Genomic DNA, 15,107 nt, shown 5'->3' on the forward strand with positions numbered 1-15,107 from the left:
GGTACTCATTCCCTAGATAGTATGAAGTAAAAATGGCGTTTTTATCCGAAGTCAATTCCGTGCTCTATTATATGTAACACTAGATAAAATGTCTGTAAATATAATATATATAACGAAGTATTTTGTTTCTAATAAAAACACACATCTAAAAATATACATTTTTATAAAAGATAATTAATTCATTTTACACAAAAAACCTTTTCAATAGTGAAAAGGCTCCTAGTAAAATCAATTCGCACCTTTCACTCTTATCGTTCAAGGATTATTCCTTGCTTCAGGTTAGCACCTTTCCTAAGAGAATGTCTGATCCATTTCATATACACGAAACAATTCAGTAATTTTCTTCACATAGTAGGTTGCTGGGTTTCATCGGGCCAGTCCCTCCACCAGCTCAGGATAAGAGAGTATCCGTTCAAGGTAAAATGATAGCTCAATCTAACAATGCATGTCAATCATTTTTCACTAGATTGAATTAATTTGTTGAATTCAATGCAATAAGCTTATAAGTAATGGACGTCTTTCCATTTTCCCATTCTAATTTTTCAATCGTTGCCACTCCAGATATCTCAGCCATTTTTGTTTTTCTGACCTCTAACGGAATATTCATTGGATATAAACGGTAATCCTCTTTATCTAAAAGAAATAGATTTTCTTCTAGTCTTATTTCTTTCCCTTTTGTTACGATCATTGTATTTAATTCTAAGGGCATACCCATTTTACATTCCCCTTTTCTTTTTCTATTTGTTGTCCACTATTTATAAATCTTTTCTTTTAGTTTACCATTTTTTTCACTTTTTTTTCATCCAGCTAGATAAAGATGTGACAACTTTCCGATTCGTAGCTGGAGGAAAGTAATGAGTAAACTCTGGAAAATACCATGTGTCCACTTCTTTTCCTAACTGCTTTAATTTCTCTTCCAACCTTAGACTATGTTCAACCGACACATTTTTATCTAACTTTCCATGAATGATTAGCGTAGGGGCATTTATTTTTTCTAATTGATAAAGTGGAGTTCTTGCATCATATCTGTCTGGATATTTAGAAGGTGTGCCTCCAATTACTCTTTTCATCATCCTGCGTAAATCCTTTCGTTCTTCATAGGTCAGGAACATATCGCTGACACCGCCCCATGTTACAATTGATTGAACAGGACAATAAATTCCCACAAATAAAGCCATCACTCCACCTCTTGAAAAACCAAATACATGTACATTGTTCACATTCGATAAACTCTTTAATAACGCAAATGCAGCTATGGCATCATTTTTATCTTCGCCTGCAAAGTCTTCATTTCCATCCCCGCCTTGATTACCACGATAAAAAGGTGCGAAAACGACAAAGCCCTCGGATGCAAATTGGATGATTCTCCCTGGACGTACCTTCCCTACATTTTTGATGCCACCTCTTAAATAAAGAAAACCATCATATACTTCTCCATCATTTGGAGAAGCTAGCATTCCCTTCACTTTCAAGCCATCGACATAGTAAGTAACTAAAAAAAGATCAATAGAAGGATTAGGAGACGGAAATCGTATTTTCTCTATTATATCACCGTTGTTCATGTCATTTGCTCCTTTGCTATTTTCTCCTATATTACCCTTTCCTTTGGCTTAATAATTCGGTTTGAATAGAAGTAACACAATATTTAATGACATCATCCTTCATAATAAAGCTAAATGAATCATCCCAACGCATTTTCATTATATCGCCATTAATTAAAACAGGACCAGCAGTCTCATGATAGTCATCTTTTGGATCCAATTGACTAATTCTTGCAAAAAATACATCCTTCACAAATGGTTCTTCTCCAAATACCTGATAGGCTGCAACCCATTGCAGACTATCAATGATACCTCCTGTTTCCTCCATTACCTCTCTATAAACTGTTTGAATAATCGTTTCATTTTCTTCTCTTTTACCGCCTGGAAACTCTAATCCTCTCTTCTTATGGACCGTTAACAACCATTGATTCTTATACTGACAAATAACTAATACATGCTTTGCTTCTTGGTTCCATTCGTTTTTTCTAAAAGAAAGTTTCACTAAATTCTTATTCTGATCATAAAATATTTCCATACCTTCTCCATTATTATGTATTATTAATATAAGTAGCTTGCATACTAAAGCAAATACATGCCTTTTAACCTGATTTTATGATATATATTATTATCATAGCAAATACTACCTATAAAACTGGAGTTTTTTATCTAAAAAAGGGTATTATTTTTTATAAATAAGAATTTCATAAATCTATAGAAATGAGATGAATACAATACTACCAAGAAACAACCAAGAAACATTCCGTTTTCTTAACATAATGTTCACATTATAGCTAGCAAAAAAATCACGTTATCATATATAATACGGTTAAATAAAACGGTTACATTTAATAACAGACTGAAGTAGGAGGACAAAATAATGAAAATTGTTGATGAACTATACAACTTATATAAAAATAAATTAACTGGGGATGAAGAGGATATTGACATGCTTGCCTTTGCTTTTTTAGAAGAAATGAGCAGAGAAGATTTATTACATATTATCCAAGAATTAAATGAACAAGAATTATACGATTTAATGGGGCTTTATTTAATTGAAAGCTTAAAAGGAAAGTTTGCAAGTGAGGATTATCGAAAGCCCAACAGCCCTATCTTTACGCATCGAAATTTACACTGATTAGTCCTGTGCTTTTCATAAAAAGGCTGTTGATAAACATCGGCTCACACAGAAAAATCTTGATTTATCAAACAGCCTTTTTATTTATCGATTTGTTATATAATCATAAATATTTTTTCCAATCAACGTGGCAGAAACAAGTACAAATAATACTTTTACATAATTGGACCCTTTTGCAATAGCAACTCGAGAACCAATGTATGCCCCTAAAATCATAGCAATTCCCATCACTAAACCATATAAATAGTACACAGAATCATAACATAAAAAAACAATAAGTGCCGTCAGATTACTTCCGAAATTAAGAACCTTGGCATTGCCAGCCGATTCCACAAAATCAAAACCCATTAAAAGAAAAGAAAATAAAAAGAACGAACCAGTCCCTCCCCCTAAAAAACCATCATAGAATCCTATTAATGGTACAATTAAAAGAGCAAACAAAAGCTTCTTTTTTGTCATTCCATTATACGTAGAATTTATCCCCCATTCTTTTTTCGTAAGCGTATAAATAGTTACGACGATTAAAACAACAAGGATTAATGGCTTAAGCGATTCTGATGGTATTTTTTGTACTACATAAACTCCGATTGCGGAACCAATAATGGAAAGAGGCAAGAGTTTTAATAGCAATTTCTTATCCGTTTTTCCATGCCTTATAAAAGAAATCGAACTAGTTAATGATCCCATTGTCGATGCTAGCTTATTTGTTCCTAACGCAATTTGTGGGGGCAATCCGGTAAATAATAGAGCAGGTAATGATATTAGTCCGCCGCCACCAACAACCGAATCAATAAATGCAGCAATAAATCCTGCGCCAATTAAAAAAAGCAGCATTCCAAGATGTAATTCTTCCATAAAAAACTCCTTACCTTAACGGCTATTTTCAATTAGGTAAAGATTAACCTATAAACTAATTCATACCACAGCATAGTAGGTCATGAAGGTACAAGCAATAACCCATTTCGAAAACAGCTTTGTTAAACAAACATTATAAATTGAATAAGCTTTCCTAGTCTTACTTTATCACAATAAAGGGAAAAGGAAAATTCTTCTTTTAAAAAGAAATCAAAATAGTACCAAGTTTTATGCTTATACCCTATAATAGTACAGGATATTTCTTTAGGAGCATTCACGAATATTAGCCTCACCGATAATACGAAGGTCTTTTATGTATCGCATATAGCTGCTGTTTTTAGCGGGAAAGGAAAAGAATTCGATGCACATCTATTCAATTGTCTTAAGTGTTATTATTTTACTTAACATTATTTTAGCTTTTCTTGTTATCTTCTTTGAAAGAAAAGATCCGATTGCAACATGGGCATGGCTGATGGTACTTACCTTTATCCCTATCCTTGGATTTATTTTATATTTACTTTTCGGCCAAAATTTACGAAACAGAAAGTTATTTCAGTGGGATGAGCGAAAAAAACTCGGAATTGAGCCGATTTTAGCTTCCCAACTGTTACAAATAAGCTCTAACCAATTGCGTACAACCAATGAAGTTATTCGAAAAAATCAAGATTTAATTTACATGAATTTATTTAACAACGATGCAGTTCTTACAGAAAACAATGCTTTAGAAATCTTTACAGATGGAAACCAGAAATTCAAACAATTATTTACTGATATCAAAAATGCCAAAAAGTCGATCCATTTACAATACTATATTCTTAAAAATGATGGTATTGGCTCTGACCTTATCAGCTTACTCGTTGAAAAGGCCCAAGAAGGAGTAGAAGTTCGTCTATTATATGATGAGCTTGGTTCCAGAACATTGCGTAAGAAGGTTTTCAAAGAACTGCGAGCAGCAGGTGGATTGGTCGAAGTATTTTTCCCTAGCAAATTTCATTTAATCAATTTACGTTTAAATTATCGGAATCACAGAAAGCTGGGAATTATCGATGGAAAAATTGGCTATATCGGTGGATTTAATGTTGGAGATGAATATTTAGGGCTTCATCCGAAATTTGGCTATTGGAGAGATACGCACTTACGTATAGTAGGTACAGCGGTATATGCTATTCAAACAAGATTTATTCTTGACTGGAATCAAGCCTCACATTTACATGCAATTAATTATTCTCCTGAATATTTTCCTGGAAAAATTGATGAGATTATCGGAAACATCGGCATGCAAATTGTCTCAAGCGGACCTGATTCAGAATGGGAGCAAATAAAAAATGGCTATATTAAGATGATCACTTCTGCTAAAGAAAGTGTTTATATTCAAACTCCCTATTTTATTCCTGATGCGAGCTTACTTGATACGTTAAGAATTGCTGCTCTTTCTGGAATTGATGTAAAAATCATGATTCCGAACAAACCAGATCATATGTTTGTCTATTGGGCAACCTATTCTTATATCGGTGAAATGTTAAAAGCTGGAGCGAAGATTTATATATACGAAAATGGATTTATTCATGCTAAAACGATTTTAGTTGATCGAAAAATCGCTTCTGTTGGAACAGCCAATATTGATATGAGAAGCTTTAGGCTTAATTTTGAAGTAAATGCTTTTATTTATAGTGAACAGATCGCTAATGAACTAACAGATGACTTCCTAGAAGACATGGAGCTATCCACCCATTTAACAGCAGAACAATATTCAAAAAGATCATTATGGATTCGTTTCAAAGAATCCTTTTCACGACTCCTTAGCCCTCTTTTATAGAGGCTTACGTTCATCTAATAAAAAAGAGAGGCAGATGCCTCTCTTTTTGCTTATGCAAATACTTGTTTTAATTCCTCTTTATCCTTGCTTAACCAAAAATTCATCAGTCTTTTAGCGCCTTCGAGATCATGAAGTTTCGCTTGACCACATTGTGTCTCATTAGCTGCAGGAATTTCGGTAATTTCTATTGCTGTTTTCATTGTTGCCTCTAATAAATCAATAATTTCATCCACAGTCGGTTCCCCACTTACAACTAGATAATAGCCAGTTTGGCAACCCATTGGAGAAATATCAATAATATCGAAATGATTATATTTTTCTACATGGGCACGTAAATTAAATGCTAATAAATGCTCTAAAGTATGAATAACGTCTGGCTTCATTGCTTGCTTATTTGGCTGACAGAAGCGAATATCATATTTATTTACTACTCCATCACTACCTACTTTGTGTACGCCACAATGTCTTACATATGGGGCTTTTACTGCGGTATGATCTAATTCAAAGCTTTCAACTGAAGGCATATAAACATCTCCTTTTATTCATGTATCTCTATTATACCTAAAAACCCGAGTAATTTCATCAACTTAATATATATAATATTTTTCCAGTATTAATTAGTGCTTATATTCCATTCTTAAACCGTTGAATCAATTACTAAAAGAGAATACTTTATTCGTGTTCTACCTCATGTTATACTACTTGCAAAGAAGGAGAGGGAAAGAAGCTAATGAAACATGTTTTTTTATTTATTATCGGCTTTTATAGAAAAGTAATTTCTCCTTTAAAGCCGCCAACTTGCCGTTTCTATCCAACATGCTCTTCCTATGGTTTAGAAGCTATTCAAAAGTTTGGCGCTTTTAAAGGAGGTTACTTAACAATCAAACGAATTCTTAAATGCCATCCTTTTCATCCCGGTGGGTTAGATCCCGTACCAGATGAATGGAAGTGCAAAAAGCATAACCATCCACCAAAAGAAAATAATTAATAACCATCTACAATTAAATCCAATTTTCCAGTTTTCGGATCAATAACTAATCCGTGTACTGGAACACCATTTGGTAATAATGGATGTTTTTTTATCATATCTACACTATGTGCAACACTATCCTCTACAGAATCAAATCCTGATAACCATTTTTCAAGGTTTATTCCAGAATGCTGCAATGTAGCGAACGTTTCATCAGAGATGCCTCTTTCTTTCATTTTCTCCATCATACTGTCCGAGTGAAGAGCACTCATTCCACAATCATGATGTCCAATCACCACTACTTCATCTGCTTGTAGCTCATACACCGCAATCAAAATACTGCGCATGATACTACCAAATGGATGAACAACTACAGCACCTGCATTTTTTATTATTTTTACATCCCCATTAGAAAGGTTTAATGCTTGTGGTAAAAGCTCTAAAAGTCTGGTATCCATACAAGTTAGAATGACCATTTTTTTATTAGGAAATTTGCCCGTAATGAATTTTTCATATCTTTGTTCCCTAACAAACTCCTCGTTGTACACTAAAATATTTTCTAATAAACTCATTTTAAGCACTCCTTAAAAATAATATTTCATTATTGAAATATAAAGACATCTACTTTTTCAAAATAGGAGAAAGATTCTCTCTATTAATAGTAATGAAAATTTGTATAATATACAAATTTGAAAACTCTATTCCTTTAAATACCGGCTTGTCTTAAAAATTGTTCTACGTATGTATTTCCTCCAACCTTCTAATACTAATATATAGTGAGACCTTTATCTGTCTCATGGATAGGAATGAAATCCTTGTTAAAACAAAAAATGAACAACTTATCTTTAGTAGTAAAATTTTTACACAACTAAGTGAAAAAAACTTAAAAATAAGGAGTGATTCCCTATGGCAAAAGATGTACTTTGTGAAGTAAGTAACTGTACTTTTTGGGAAAAAGGAAATCATTGTGGTGCTGATCAAATTTATGTAGTAAGTAATGTTGGGAAACATGCGGATACAAGCTATGAAACAGACTGTAAAACTTTTGAGCCTGAAACAAGTTTAAGTTAAATATACAAAAAAAGAATCCCTAGAAGTCTTATCGCTTCTTATGGGATTCCTTTTTATCTATCCAATCGCACCAAATCTGCATCAGGGTGTTCCCCTTTTGTAATTAAATCCTTTATTATTGTAGAACCAAAGGAACTATAAACTGTACCATTCCCTCCAAATCCTAAGCAATAATAGAGGTTTTTACTTTTAGGAACTTCCCCAATAAAAGGAATTCCATCCTTTGATTCGCCAAATGTAGCACCATATACATAATCAGCTTGTAGTTGGATTTGTGGAAAATGTTCCTTCACGCGAGCCAATAATTTGTTGCCATATGCTTCTAATATCCTCGGATCTTTCGGCGCTTCCATTGTTTCTTCATCTAATCCACCAGCCACAATTCTTCCATCAAAGGTCGTTCTCATATAGAAATATGGACGTTTCGTTTCCCAAATTAGACTCCTATCCTTCCATTGTTGAAACGAGGAAATTGGATTCGTAACAGTCACATAGGTTCTGTTTAATTTCGTTGCCATATTCCGTGTATAGTTATCCAACTCATAACCTGTTGCATAAACAACATGCTTCGCTCGAATACATGCATCTTCACTTTTGTACAGCCAGTAGCCATCTTGATAATGCAGTTTTTCGGCTTCTGTATTTTCGAACACTCGAACATTACTACCTTTCGATGCCTCTTTTATTAAGGATACAACTAGCTTCTGAGGATTTACTTCTGCGTCACCACTTGTTCGAATGGCCGCATGCTTTTTAAATCCATATGATTTATAAATCATTTCCTCATCTAGAAATTCTACGGGGAAATCGTATTGCTTGAGCATTTCATATTCTTTTTTAATGGACAGGACATCAGCTTCTGTACTTGCATAATATAAGCTTTGTCTATTTTCAAATTGAATATCCTCCTGTAGAATTGACGCTATTTCTTTCAGTTCCTCCATCCCTTTCAAGCATAAACGGTAAAACCGAACAGCATCTTTCTCTCCTATGCTTTCAGCAAAGGAATGTAGCATTTTATCATTAGAATATTGTAATAAGCCTGTGTTAGCAGAAGTACTCCCCTCACCCACACGATCTTTCTCCACTAGAATAACTTCCAGTGGTTCCTTAGCTAGCTTATATGTTAACAAAGCACCTGACATACCTGCCCCAATAATAAGAATATCACATAACATATCTTTATTCAGTTTAGGATAAACGGGTTTATCCCTTATAGTTGTCGGCCAATATAATGCTCCATGATATAAGCTCACAAACAACACTTCTTTCCTCCTATTTTCCAATTAAAGATTCTTTTGCTCCTCTACCCATTTTCTTAAGTCTCTTCGAACAATCTTTCCGGAGGCATTTCGCGGAACCTCTGAAACAAAAAATACTCTTTGCGGAATTTTATATTTTGCTAATGACTTTTCGCAGTTTTCCATTATCGATTTCTCGGAGCATACCCTTCCATCCGCCACAACAAAAGCAACAGGAACCTGTCCCCATTGCTCTTCGGGAACGCCAATCACTGCAGCCTCTCTTATTCCTTCCATTTCAGTCAATACCGCTTCTACTTCTGCGGGATACACATTTTCTCCACCTGAAATTATTAAGTCAGATCTTCTATCTAACACATAGAGAAATCCTTCAGAATCTATATACCCAATGTCACCTGTAAAAAACCAGCCGTCTTTTAAATGATTTTCTTTATTTAAATAGCCTCGTGATACATTTGGTCCACATACTTTTATTTCTCCTACCTCATTTTGTCCTAACACCTCACCTAAGTCGTTTACAATCCTTAATTGAGCAGGGAACAGCGCTTTTCCGGCAGAGCCTATTTTTCTAATACTATCCTCAGGTGATAAAGTAACGATTTGGGAAGAAGTTTCCGTCATTCCATAGGAGTAATAGACGCGTATTCCTTTATTAATACATCTTGTAATCAACTCAACTGTAGCAGGTCCTCCACCTAAAAGCATATAGCGGAAATAAGTTGGAAACCTTTCGTTAGCGGCTTGTTCTATTCGCTCTAGCATTGTCGTTACTACAGACATGATTGTGACTCTTTCTTCCCATAAATCATGCAGAATTTTGTGTTCATTAAAGCCATCATGCAAAACTATTTTCATTCCATAAATAATACTTCTCATTAAAATAGAAAAGCCGCTAATATGGAATAAAGGAACGGCACATAACCACGTTTCCTTTTCATATAAACCAGCATTCAGCGTATTTCCCATCGCACTCCACCAATGATTTCCGTATGATTGTATCACTCCTTTTGGAAGACCAGTTGTTCCAGATGTATACATGATTGTGCATGCTTCATCTAATGCAAGCTGCTCTTTTTCAATTGGTTCTATGTATGAACTATCTTCTATTCCCTCTTTATAAAAAACGGAGATTTCCAGCTCTTTTTTTAATAAAAGCGCATTCTCTTGAAAATCTTCTTCTGTTATTAAAAAGGTTGCATTAGCATCAGTTAATTGAAAAGCCATTTCTTTTGCTGTTAATCGATTATTAAGAAGAACTGCCTTTGCCCCAATAATTTGCATAGCAAATAAGTGAAGTACGGTTTCTAAATCACTTTTTACTAGAAAACCTACATAGTCCGTGTCTTTTATTCCAAAGGCTGTCAGTATCCCTGCACGGTAATATGCCTTTTCATATAATTCTTTAAACGTTAGTCTTTCCTTTTTATAAACAATCGCCTCTCTATCAGGGGTTAAAAGCGCTCTATTTTTAATAAAATTAGGAAGTACTTCTGTCATTACCTTATTAAACCTCTTTTCTATACAACAAAGGTGACACTATCATTAGCATGTCCCTAAAATCACATTTGCTAAAAACGAGTGTCACCCTTTGTTATTTTTTAAATAGATTGTAAATTAATAACTATTTCATCCAATTGATAGCCTGTTATTAACTCACCCTTTCCCATTAAGGAAAACGTGGGAACTGTCCAAAATCAGGATTGCGTTTTTCCTTGAAGGAGTCTCGTCCTTCTTTTGCTTCATCTGTTGTATAGTATAGAAGGGTTGCATCTCCAGCAAATTGCTGAATACCAGCTAAACCATCTGTATCTGCGTTAAAGGCAGCTTTTAAGAAACGAAGTGCAGTTGGACTCTTTTCTAAAATCTCTTCACACCATTGAATCGTTTCTTCTTCTACTTTTTCTAACGGTACAACTGTATTTACTAATCCCATATCTAATGCTTCTTGTGCATTGTATTGACGACATAAGAACCAAATTTCTCTAGCCTTTTTATGACCAACAATTCTTGCTAAATAGCCAGAACCATAACCAGCATCAAAGCTTCCTACCTTTGGACCAGTCTGTCCAAAAATTGCATTATCCGCCGCAATCGTTAAATCACATACAATATGAAGCACATGACCTCCACCAATCGCATAGCCTTTTACCATTGCAATTACAGGCTTTGGAATGACTCTAATTAAACGTTGTAAATCAAGCACGTTTAAGCGTGGTATTTGATCTTCCCCAACATATCCACCATGTCCTCTTACCTTTTGGTCTCCACCAGAACAGAATGCTTTATCACCTGCACCTGTTAAAATAATTACGCCTACATTGCTGTCATCTCTTGCGATTGCAAACGCATCAATTAGTTCACTTACCGTTCTTGGCGTGAAAGCATTATGTACATGTGGTCTATTGATTGTAATTTTGGCAATTCCATTATATGTTTCATACATGATTTCTTCATACTGTCTGCCAGCTACCCATTCTACTGTCATCATTTTTCCTCCTTTTCGCAGGGCTGAATCTTTATATCAGCTCCTTAAAAACTCCATTACTATTGTACCAAAAATTTCAGGTTTCTCCACATGAATAGCATGACCTGCATTATTTACATTCAAATGGCGCATTTTTTTATTGCTTTTGACCATTTCTTCAGCAATTTGTTCAAACTTTCGATCGAGTTCTCCTGTTATTAAAAGTGTATCGATCGAAAGCTTAGAAATTCGGGACCAATAAGAGCTTTGTGCTCCTGTCCCCATTCCTTTTAAACTATTAGCTAATCCAATTGGATTATTAGCAAGCCGTTGATTCCTTATGGCCTGCTTAACAGTTGAATCTAGTCGCTCCTGACTTTTAAACAAAGTAATCTTCTCCCATTTATTCACAAAATGGATAATCCCCTGTTCAAGGATAGAGTCTCCTAGTTTTTCATCCTGTATTCGTCTTTGTTTTCTCTCCATTTCCGTTTGTAAGCCTGGAGATGAACTTTCAAGAATAAGCTTATTTACTGTTTTGGGATATTCGATACAATACGCCAATGCCAACCGTCCACCCATTGAATAGCCTAATAAATGAACGGGAGCTAGACGAAGATAATCAATCACAGATTTTAAATGTGCAACACTTTCCTTCATTGCATACTGTTCTATTTCTTCCGGTGAATCGGTTTTTCCGTGACCAATAATATCTACTGTTATTACCTTGTATCTTTTCTTCCATAACGGAATAAACGGGAGCCATGTTCCGCTCTCCCCAGTAAATCCATGTAATAATAAAAGAGGTTCTCCCTCTCCATCGATTGTTATATGATAATTTATGTTCTTTATTTGGATAAACATATGCTTCACCTTTTAGCCTAGTTGATCTAATACCTTTTGAATCTTATCAGTCATTTGTCGATGCTCTACTAGATTTTTTTCGCGATTTGTTCGCAGTTCCCAAACTCTCAGGCCTTCTTTGAAATTATTATGCTGAAATAGTGTCTCTAATGCTTGCCAGCTTTCAATAAGTTGGTACTGCCCCTTATACATTTCAACCGCATGCTTAAAATCAATATCTAAAGGAGTCCCAAAAAGTAGCTCAAAGTGTCTTGGAAGATCTACCTGTGGTAAAAACGAAAAGATTCCGCCTCCATTATTGTTTATTAACAGCACGGTTATCGGCAGCTTATACAATTGAGATAGCATTAAACCATTTAAATCATGGAAAAATGTTAAATCCCCAACAATTAAAAATAGTGGTTGTTTAATGACCCCAACTCCAAGGGCCGTAGAAATTGTCCCATCGATTCCATTAGCTCCTCTATTTGCGATAATAGTAACTTTTTTATGTTGTTTATGAAAAAAAGTATCTAAATCCCGAATAGGCATACTATTTCCGACAAATAACACCGCATCATTCGGAATCATTTCACCTAAGCGATGAAAAAGCTTTGCTTCGCTTATTTCTTGAATCCCCGTCGTTTGCATTAATTCCTTTTTTGTAAGCTCATTAATAGTTACCCATTTATTTAAATAGTGATTTATTGAGCAATGAGATATAGCGGATGTCAGCTTTTCACAAAAATACCCTTCTTCACAATAAACCATATCGGTTGTCAGCTGATTAGGATCTCGATAGCCGCTCCCGCCATCTACAACTATCTGTTTCGCTTCTTCATTTTCGCGTAAGAAAATAGTTAGAGGTTTAGAGATAGGCATACTTCCAAAACGAATTATCACGTCTGGCTTTAATAGAGATTTTACCTTTTCATTTCTTAAAAAGGTATCGTAAGTGTCGACAATGATATTTATTCCTGCACTATTGCTTCGCAGTTGTGAGAGCGGATCAGCAATAATTGGAAAACCAGTCTTTTCAGCCAATTGTATTATTTTTGCTGAAAAATCTTCTTTATCTATCTCACCACATATTATAATCCCTTTCCCATCAAGACTAGCTGCTAAATCCAGAAAATAAGAATCACTAATTCTAAACTCACCTATTTCCATTCGAATAGATGACTTTTCTTTTTCAGCTAAGCGATAGCGTTCTAAATTATCTAAATCAGGGATTAACGGCTCACGTAATGGTATATTCACATGTACTGGACCACTTGGTTGCTGCTTTGCCATCGAGACTGCTCTAGCTCCTACTGTTTTAGCATACCGAATCATTCCTGGACTATTATCAGGTATGGACATTTCTATAAACCATTTTACATGTTTCCCATAAAGATCTAACTGATCAATCGCTTGAGGTGCACCTACATCTCTTAACTCATGTGGGCGATCTGCTGTAAGTACTATTAACGGAATACGAGAAATTTTCGCCTCTACGATAGCAGGAAAATAATTAGCCGCAGCTGTTCCAGATGTACATACTAATACAGTAGGTTTTTTGGATGCTTTTGCAATTCCTAAAGCAAAAAAAGCAGCAGAGCGTTCATCAACATGAACATGCAGATTTATATCTTCCTGTTCAGCAAGCAATAAACTGATTGGAGTAGATCGAGAACCAGGACTAATTACAGCATGTTCTACACCATTCTTTACTAATTCAGATATAAGCGCGTGCAAATAGGCTGTTAACTGTTGCTGATGATTCATTTTATTTTCCTCCTAACGCTGTAAGCATTGGCTTAAATTTGATAGCTGTTTCGATATACTCTAATTCAGGATCAGAGTCAGCAACTATACCACATCCAGCAAAGATTGTAGCACTGTTTCCATGTAATAATCCTGAACGGATACTAACAGCAAATTCACCATTTCCCTCATAATCAAGCCAGCCAATCGGAGCACCATAAAGCCCTCTATCCAATCCCTCCACCTCTCTAATAACCTCTAAAGCTACATCACGTGGAAAACCACCGAGTGCTGGAGTTGGATGCAATAATCGAATTAATGAAATTAATGATTCTGTTTCCTTCACTTTCCCACTAACGGGCGTATAAAGATGTTGAATATCTCTCATTTTCATGATTTGCGGATTTGCCGGCATTTCCACACTGGTACAAACTTCCTGCATGGCATTCTTAATCATTTTAACAACATAATTATGTTCTTCTCTATTTTTCGAATCAGTAAGCAACTCTTCAGCCAAGGCATTGTCTTCTTCCTTATTATTTCCTCTAGAAATAGAACCAGCAAGACATGTAGAAAAAACGGTATCTCCTTCTTTTTTAACCAATCTTTCAGGCGATGCTCCCGTAAAGCATTTATCATGAGCTTCCAAAGCAAAAATATACCCGTTGCTTTGCTGTTGTATTAAATTTTTTAGTACAGACTCTGTAACTAATTCTTTTGTAAAATTCACTTTACTAGCTCGAGCTAATACTACTTTTTTTAGAGTATCGTCTAACTTGCTTATTACTTTATCAACTGTGACTTTCCATTTTTCACGATCAGCTTCTATTACTTTCTGAATCGAAGGTAAAGTGTGGGAAGTAGATTCTTTTATGCTTTTATGAAAAGCAAAAGATTGTTTCTTTAATGCTTCTTTTGCATATTCCATTTTATCTGATTGAATCAATATATTAGTTGTAATAAATTGGTTTCCATCAATTTCACTTAACATAAACTGTGGCACATAAAAATGAGCTTCTGAGAAGCCATCCCACAGTTCTGTTTTTTCTTTTAATGGATCAAAGGAAAAGCCCCCTAAAAGGACTGGGCCGATTCCAATATGATTGAATTCATTATACACAATTGCATTTTCTAAAAGTCTCTTCCATCTCTTCTCTACATAAGAATAAGAGCTTTCCCCTGAAGAACATTCAATCTTTTCACAAATGCCAATTCCTACAAGCATGTTTTTCCCAGAAGGATCCTTCCAAAAAAAACGTTTTCCTTTATAAGTATGGAATTTAGAAAAAAAGTCAACAATTTCTATTCTTTCTTCTACCATTATTACTTCACTTACTAATATTGTAGGAGAAACACTATCCCTTATTTTTGTTTGTACCATTGTTCCTCTGCTATCCTTCATCC

16 protein-coding genes and 1 riboswitch are annotated in these 15,107 nt (G+C 34.9%); of the genes, 4 read left to right on the plus strand and 12 right to left on the minus strand.

What is annotated here, in order from left to right; genetic code table 11:
• Positions 1-245 precede the first annotated feature (245 nt).
• Positions 246-403, minus strand: a riboswitch (SAM riboswitch).
• A 69-nt stretch (positions 404-472) separates the two neighbouring features.
• The 3 genes from AB3U99_RS17685 to ytkD form a co-directional block, all read right to left on the minus strand.
• On the minus strand, positions 473-715 hold the full coding sequence (locus AB3U99_RS17685) for a DUF2584 domain-containing protein (protein ID WP_400242884.1): 243 nt from the start codon (positions 713-715) through the stop codon (positions 473-475).
• A gap of 73 nt (positions 716-788) precedes the next feature.
• Entirely contained in the window at positions 789-1,562 is a 774-nt protein-coding gene (locus AB3U99_RS17690; protein ID WP_400242886.1) for an alpha/beta hydrolase family protein, read from the minus strand.
• A 31-nt stretch (positions 1,563-1,593) separates the two neighbouring features.
• Entirely contained in the window at positions 1,594-2,076 is a 483-nt protein-coding gene (gene ytkD, locus AB3U99_RS17695; RefSeq protein ID WP_400242888.1) for an RNA deprotection pyrophosphohydrolase, read from the minus strand.
• A 342-nt stretch (positions 2,077-2,418) separates the two neighbouring features.
• Here ytkD and AB3U99_RS17700 point away from each other — a divergent pair, with 342 nt between their 5' ends.
• Complete coding sequence (locus AB3U99_RS17700; protein ID WP_400242890.1) at positions 2,419-2,676, plus strand: DUF6154 family protein; 258 nt, start codon at positions 2,419-2,421, stop codon at positions 2,674-2,676.
• 84 nt (positions 2,677-2,760) lie between these two features.
• Here AB3U99_RS17700 and AB3U99_RS17705 read toward each other — a convergent pair whose 3' ends face one another.
• Entirely contained in the window at positions 2,761-3,531 is a 771-nt protein-coding gene (locus AB3U99_RS17705; protein WP_400242891.1) for a TSUP family transporter, read from the minus strand.
• A gap of 361 nt (positions 3,532-3,892) precedes the next feature.
• Here AB3U99_RS17705 and cls point away from each other — a divergent pair, with 361 nt between their 5' ends.
• Positions 3,893-5,347, plus strand: a complete 1,455-nt coding sequence (gene cls, locus AB3U99_RS17710; RefSeq protein ID WP_400242893.1) for a cardiolipin synthase — start codon at positions 3,893-3,895, stop codon at positions 5,345-5,347.
• Positions 5,348-5,397: 50 nt separating this feature from the next.
• Here the strand turns inward: cls and AB3U99_RS17715 are convergent, their stop codons facing one another.
• Positions 5,398-5,871 (minus strand): S-ribosylhomocysteine lyase, encoded by a 474-nt coding sequence (locus AB3U99_RS17715; protein WP_400242895.1) that lies wholly within the window; start codon positions 5,869-5,871, stop codon positions 5,398-5,400.
• A 206-nt stretch (positions 5,872-6,077) separates the two neighbouring features.
• On the opposite strand from AB3U99_RS17715, the gene yidD reads away from it, so the two are divergent.
• Positions 6,078-6,335 (plus strand): membrane protein insertion efficiency factor YidD, encoded by a 258-nt coding sequence (gene yidD / locus AB3U99_RS17720; RefSeq protein WP_400242897.1) that lies wholly within the window; start codon positions 6,078-6,080, stop codon positions 6,333-6,335.
• On the opposite strand, the gene AB3U99_RS17725 is transcribed toward yidD, so the two are convergent.
• The gene (locus tag AB3U99_RS17725; protein WP_400242899.1) at positions 6,332-6,889 is read right to left on the minus strand and encodes a beta-class carbonic anhydrase; all 558 of its coding nucleotides are present in this window, start codon (positions 6,887-6,889) and stop codon (positions 6,332-6,334) included. The genes yidD and AB3U99_RS17725 overlap by 4 nt on opposite strands.
• A gap of 334 nt (positions 6,890-7,223) precedes the next feature.
• Here AB3U99_RS17725 and AB3U99_RS17730 point away from each other — a divergent pair, with 334 nt between their 5' ends.
• Positions 7,224-7,388, plus strand: coding sequence for a DUF1540 domain-containing protein (locus AB3U99_RS17730; RefSeq protein WP_400242901.1), 165 nt, complete (start codon positions 7,224-7,226; stop codon positions 7,386-7,388).
• Positions 7,389-7,441: 53 nt separating this feature from the next.
• Here AB3U99_RS17730 and AB3U99_RS17735 read toward each other — a convergent pair whose 3' ends face one another.
• From AB3U99_RS17735 to AB3U99_RS17760, 6 genes are all read right to left on the minus strand, one after another.
• Entirely contained in the window at positions 7,442-8,653 is a 1,212-nt protein-coding gene (locus AB3U99_RS17735; protein WP_400242903.1) for an NAD(P)/FAD-dependent oxidoreductase, read from the minus strand.
• A gap of 21 nt (positions 8,654-8,674) precedes the next feature.
• Positions 8,675-10,147, minus strand: coding sequence for an o-succinylbenzoate--CoA ligase (locus AB3U99_RS17740; RefSeq protein ID WP_400242905.1), 1,473 nt, complete (start codon positions 10,145-10,147; stop codon positions 8,675-8,677).
• Between the two features lie 169 nt (positions 10,148-10,316).
• Positions 10,317-11,135, minus strand: coding sequence for a 1,4-dihydroxy-2-naphthoyl-CoA synthase (menB, locus tag AB3U99_RS17745; RefSeq protein WP_400242906.1), 819 nt, complete (start codon positions 11,133-11,135; stop codon positions 10,317-10,319).
• A gap of 36 nt (positions 11,136-11,171) precedes the next feature.
• Complete coding sequence (gene menH / locus AB3U99_RS17750; protein WP_400242908.1) at positions 11,172-11,978, minus strand: 2-succinyl-6-hydroxy-2,4-cyclohexadiene-1-carboxylate synthase; 807 nt, start codon at positions 11,976-11,978, stop codon at positions 11,172-11,174.
• Positions 11,979-11,990: 12 nt separating this feature from the next.
• Entirely contained in the window at positions 11,991-13,724 is a 1,734-nt protein-coding gene (menD, locus tag AB3U99_RS17755; protein ID WP_400242909.1) for a 2-succinyl-5-enolpyruvyl-6-hydroxy-3-cyclohexene-1-carboxylic-acid synthase, read from the minus strand.
• A gap of 1 nt (position 13,725) precedes the next feature.
• Positions 13,726-15,105: an isochorismate synthase MenF gene (locus AB3U99_RS17760; RefSeq protein ID WP_400242910.1), complete on the minus strand. Its 1,380-nt coding sequence runs from the start codon at positions 15,103-15,105 to the stop codon at positions 13,726-13,728.
• Positions 15,106-15,107 lie beyond the last annotated feature (2 nt).

The organism is Niallia tiangongensis, from assembly GCF_044704065.1.
GTDB classification, from domain to species: Bacteria; Bacillota; Bacilli; order Bacillales; family Cytobacillaceae; genus Niallia; species Niallia tiangongensis.

Coding starts and splice junctions, on each gene's coding strand:
- AB3U99_RS17685 (WP_400242884.1), bottom strand. CDS start 715: ATGGGTATGCCCTTAGAATTAAATACAATGATCGTAACAAAAGGGAAA.
- AB3U99_RS17690 (WP_400242886.1), bottom strand. CDS start 1,562: ATGAACAACGGTGATATAATAGAGAAAATACGATTTCCGTCTCCTAAT.
- ytkD (WP_400242888.1), bottom strand. CDS start 2,076: ATGGAAATATTTTATGATCAGAATAAGAATTTAGTGAAACTTTCTTTT.
- AB3U99_RS17700 (WP_400242890.1), top strand. CDS start 2,419: ATGAAAATTGTTGATGAACTATACAACTTATATAAAAATAAATTAACT.
- AB3U99_RS17705 (WP_400242891.1), bottom strand. CDS start 3,531: ATGGAAGAATTACATCTTGGAATGCTGCTTTTTTTAATTGGCGCAGGA.
- cls (WP_400242893.1), top strand. CDS start 3,893: ATGCACATCTATTCAATTGTCTTAAGTGTTATTATTTTACTTAACATT.
- AB3U99_RS17715 (WP_400242895.1), bottom strand. CDS start 5,871: ATGCCTTCAGTTGAAAGCTTTGAATTAGATCATACCGCAGTAAAAGCC.
- yidD (WP_400242897.1), top strand. CDS start 6,078: ATGAAACATGTTTTTTTATTTATTATCGGCTTTTATAGAAAAGTAATT.
- AB3U99_RS17725 (WP_400242899.1), bottom strand. CDS start 6,889: ATGAGTTTATTAGAAAATATTTTAGTGTACAACGAGGAGTTTGTTAGG.
- AB3U99_RS17730 (WP_400242901.1), top strand. CDS start 7,224: ATGGCAAAAGATGTACTTTGTGAAGTAAGTAACTGTACTTTTTGGGAA.
- AB3U99_RS17740 (WP_400242905.1), bottom strand. CDS start 10,147: ATGACAGAAGTACTTCCTAATTTTATTAAAAATAGAGCGCTTTTAACC.
- menB (WP_400242906.1), bottom strand. CDS start 11,135: ATGACAGTAGAATGGGTAGCTGGCAGACAGTATGAAGAAATCATGTAT.
- menH (WP_400242908.1), bottom strand. CDS start 11,978: ATGTTTATCCAAATAAAGAACATAAATTATCATATAACAATCGATGGA.
- menD (WP_400242909.1), bottom strand. CDS start 13,724: ATGAATCATCAGCAACAGTTAACAGCCTATTTGCACGCGCTTATATCT.
- AB3U99_RS17760 (WP_400242910.1), bottom strand. CDS start 15,105: ATGAAGGATAGCAGAGGAACAATGGTACAAACAAAAATAAGGGATAGT.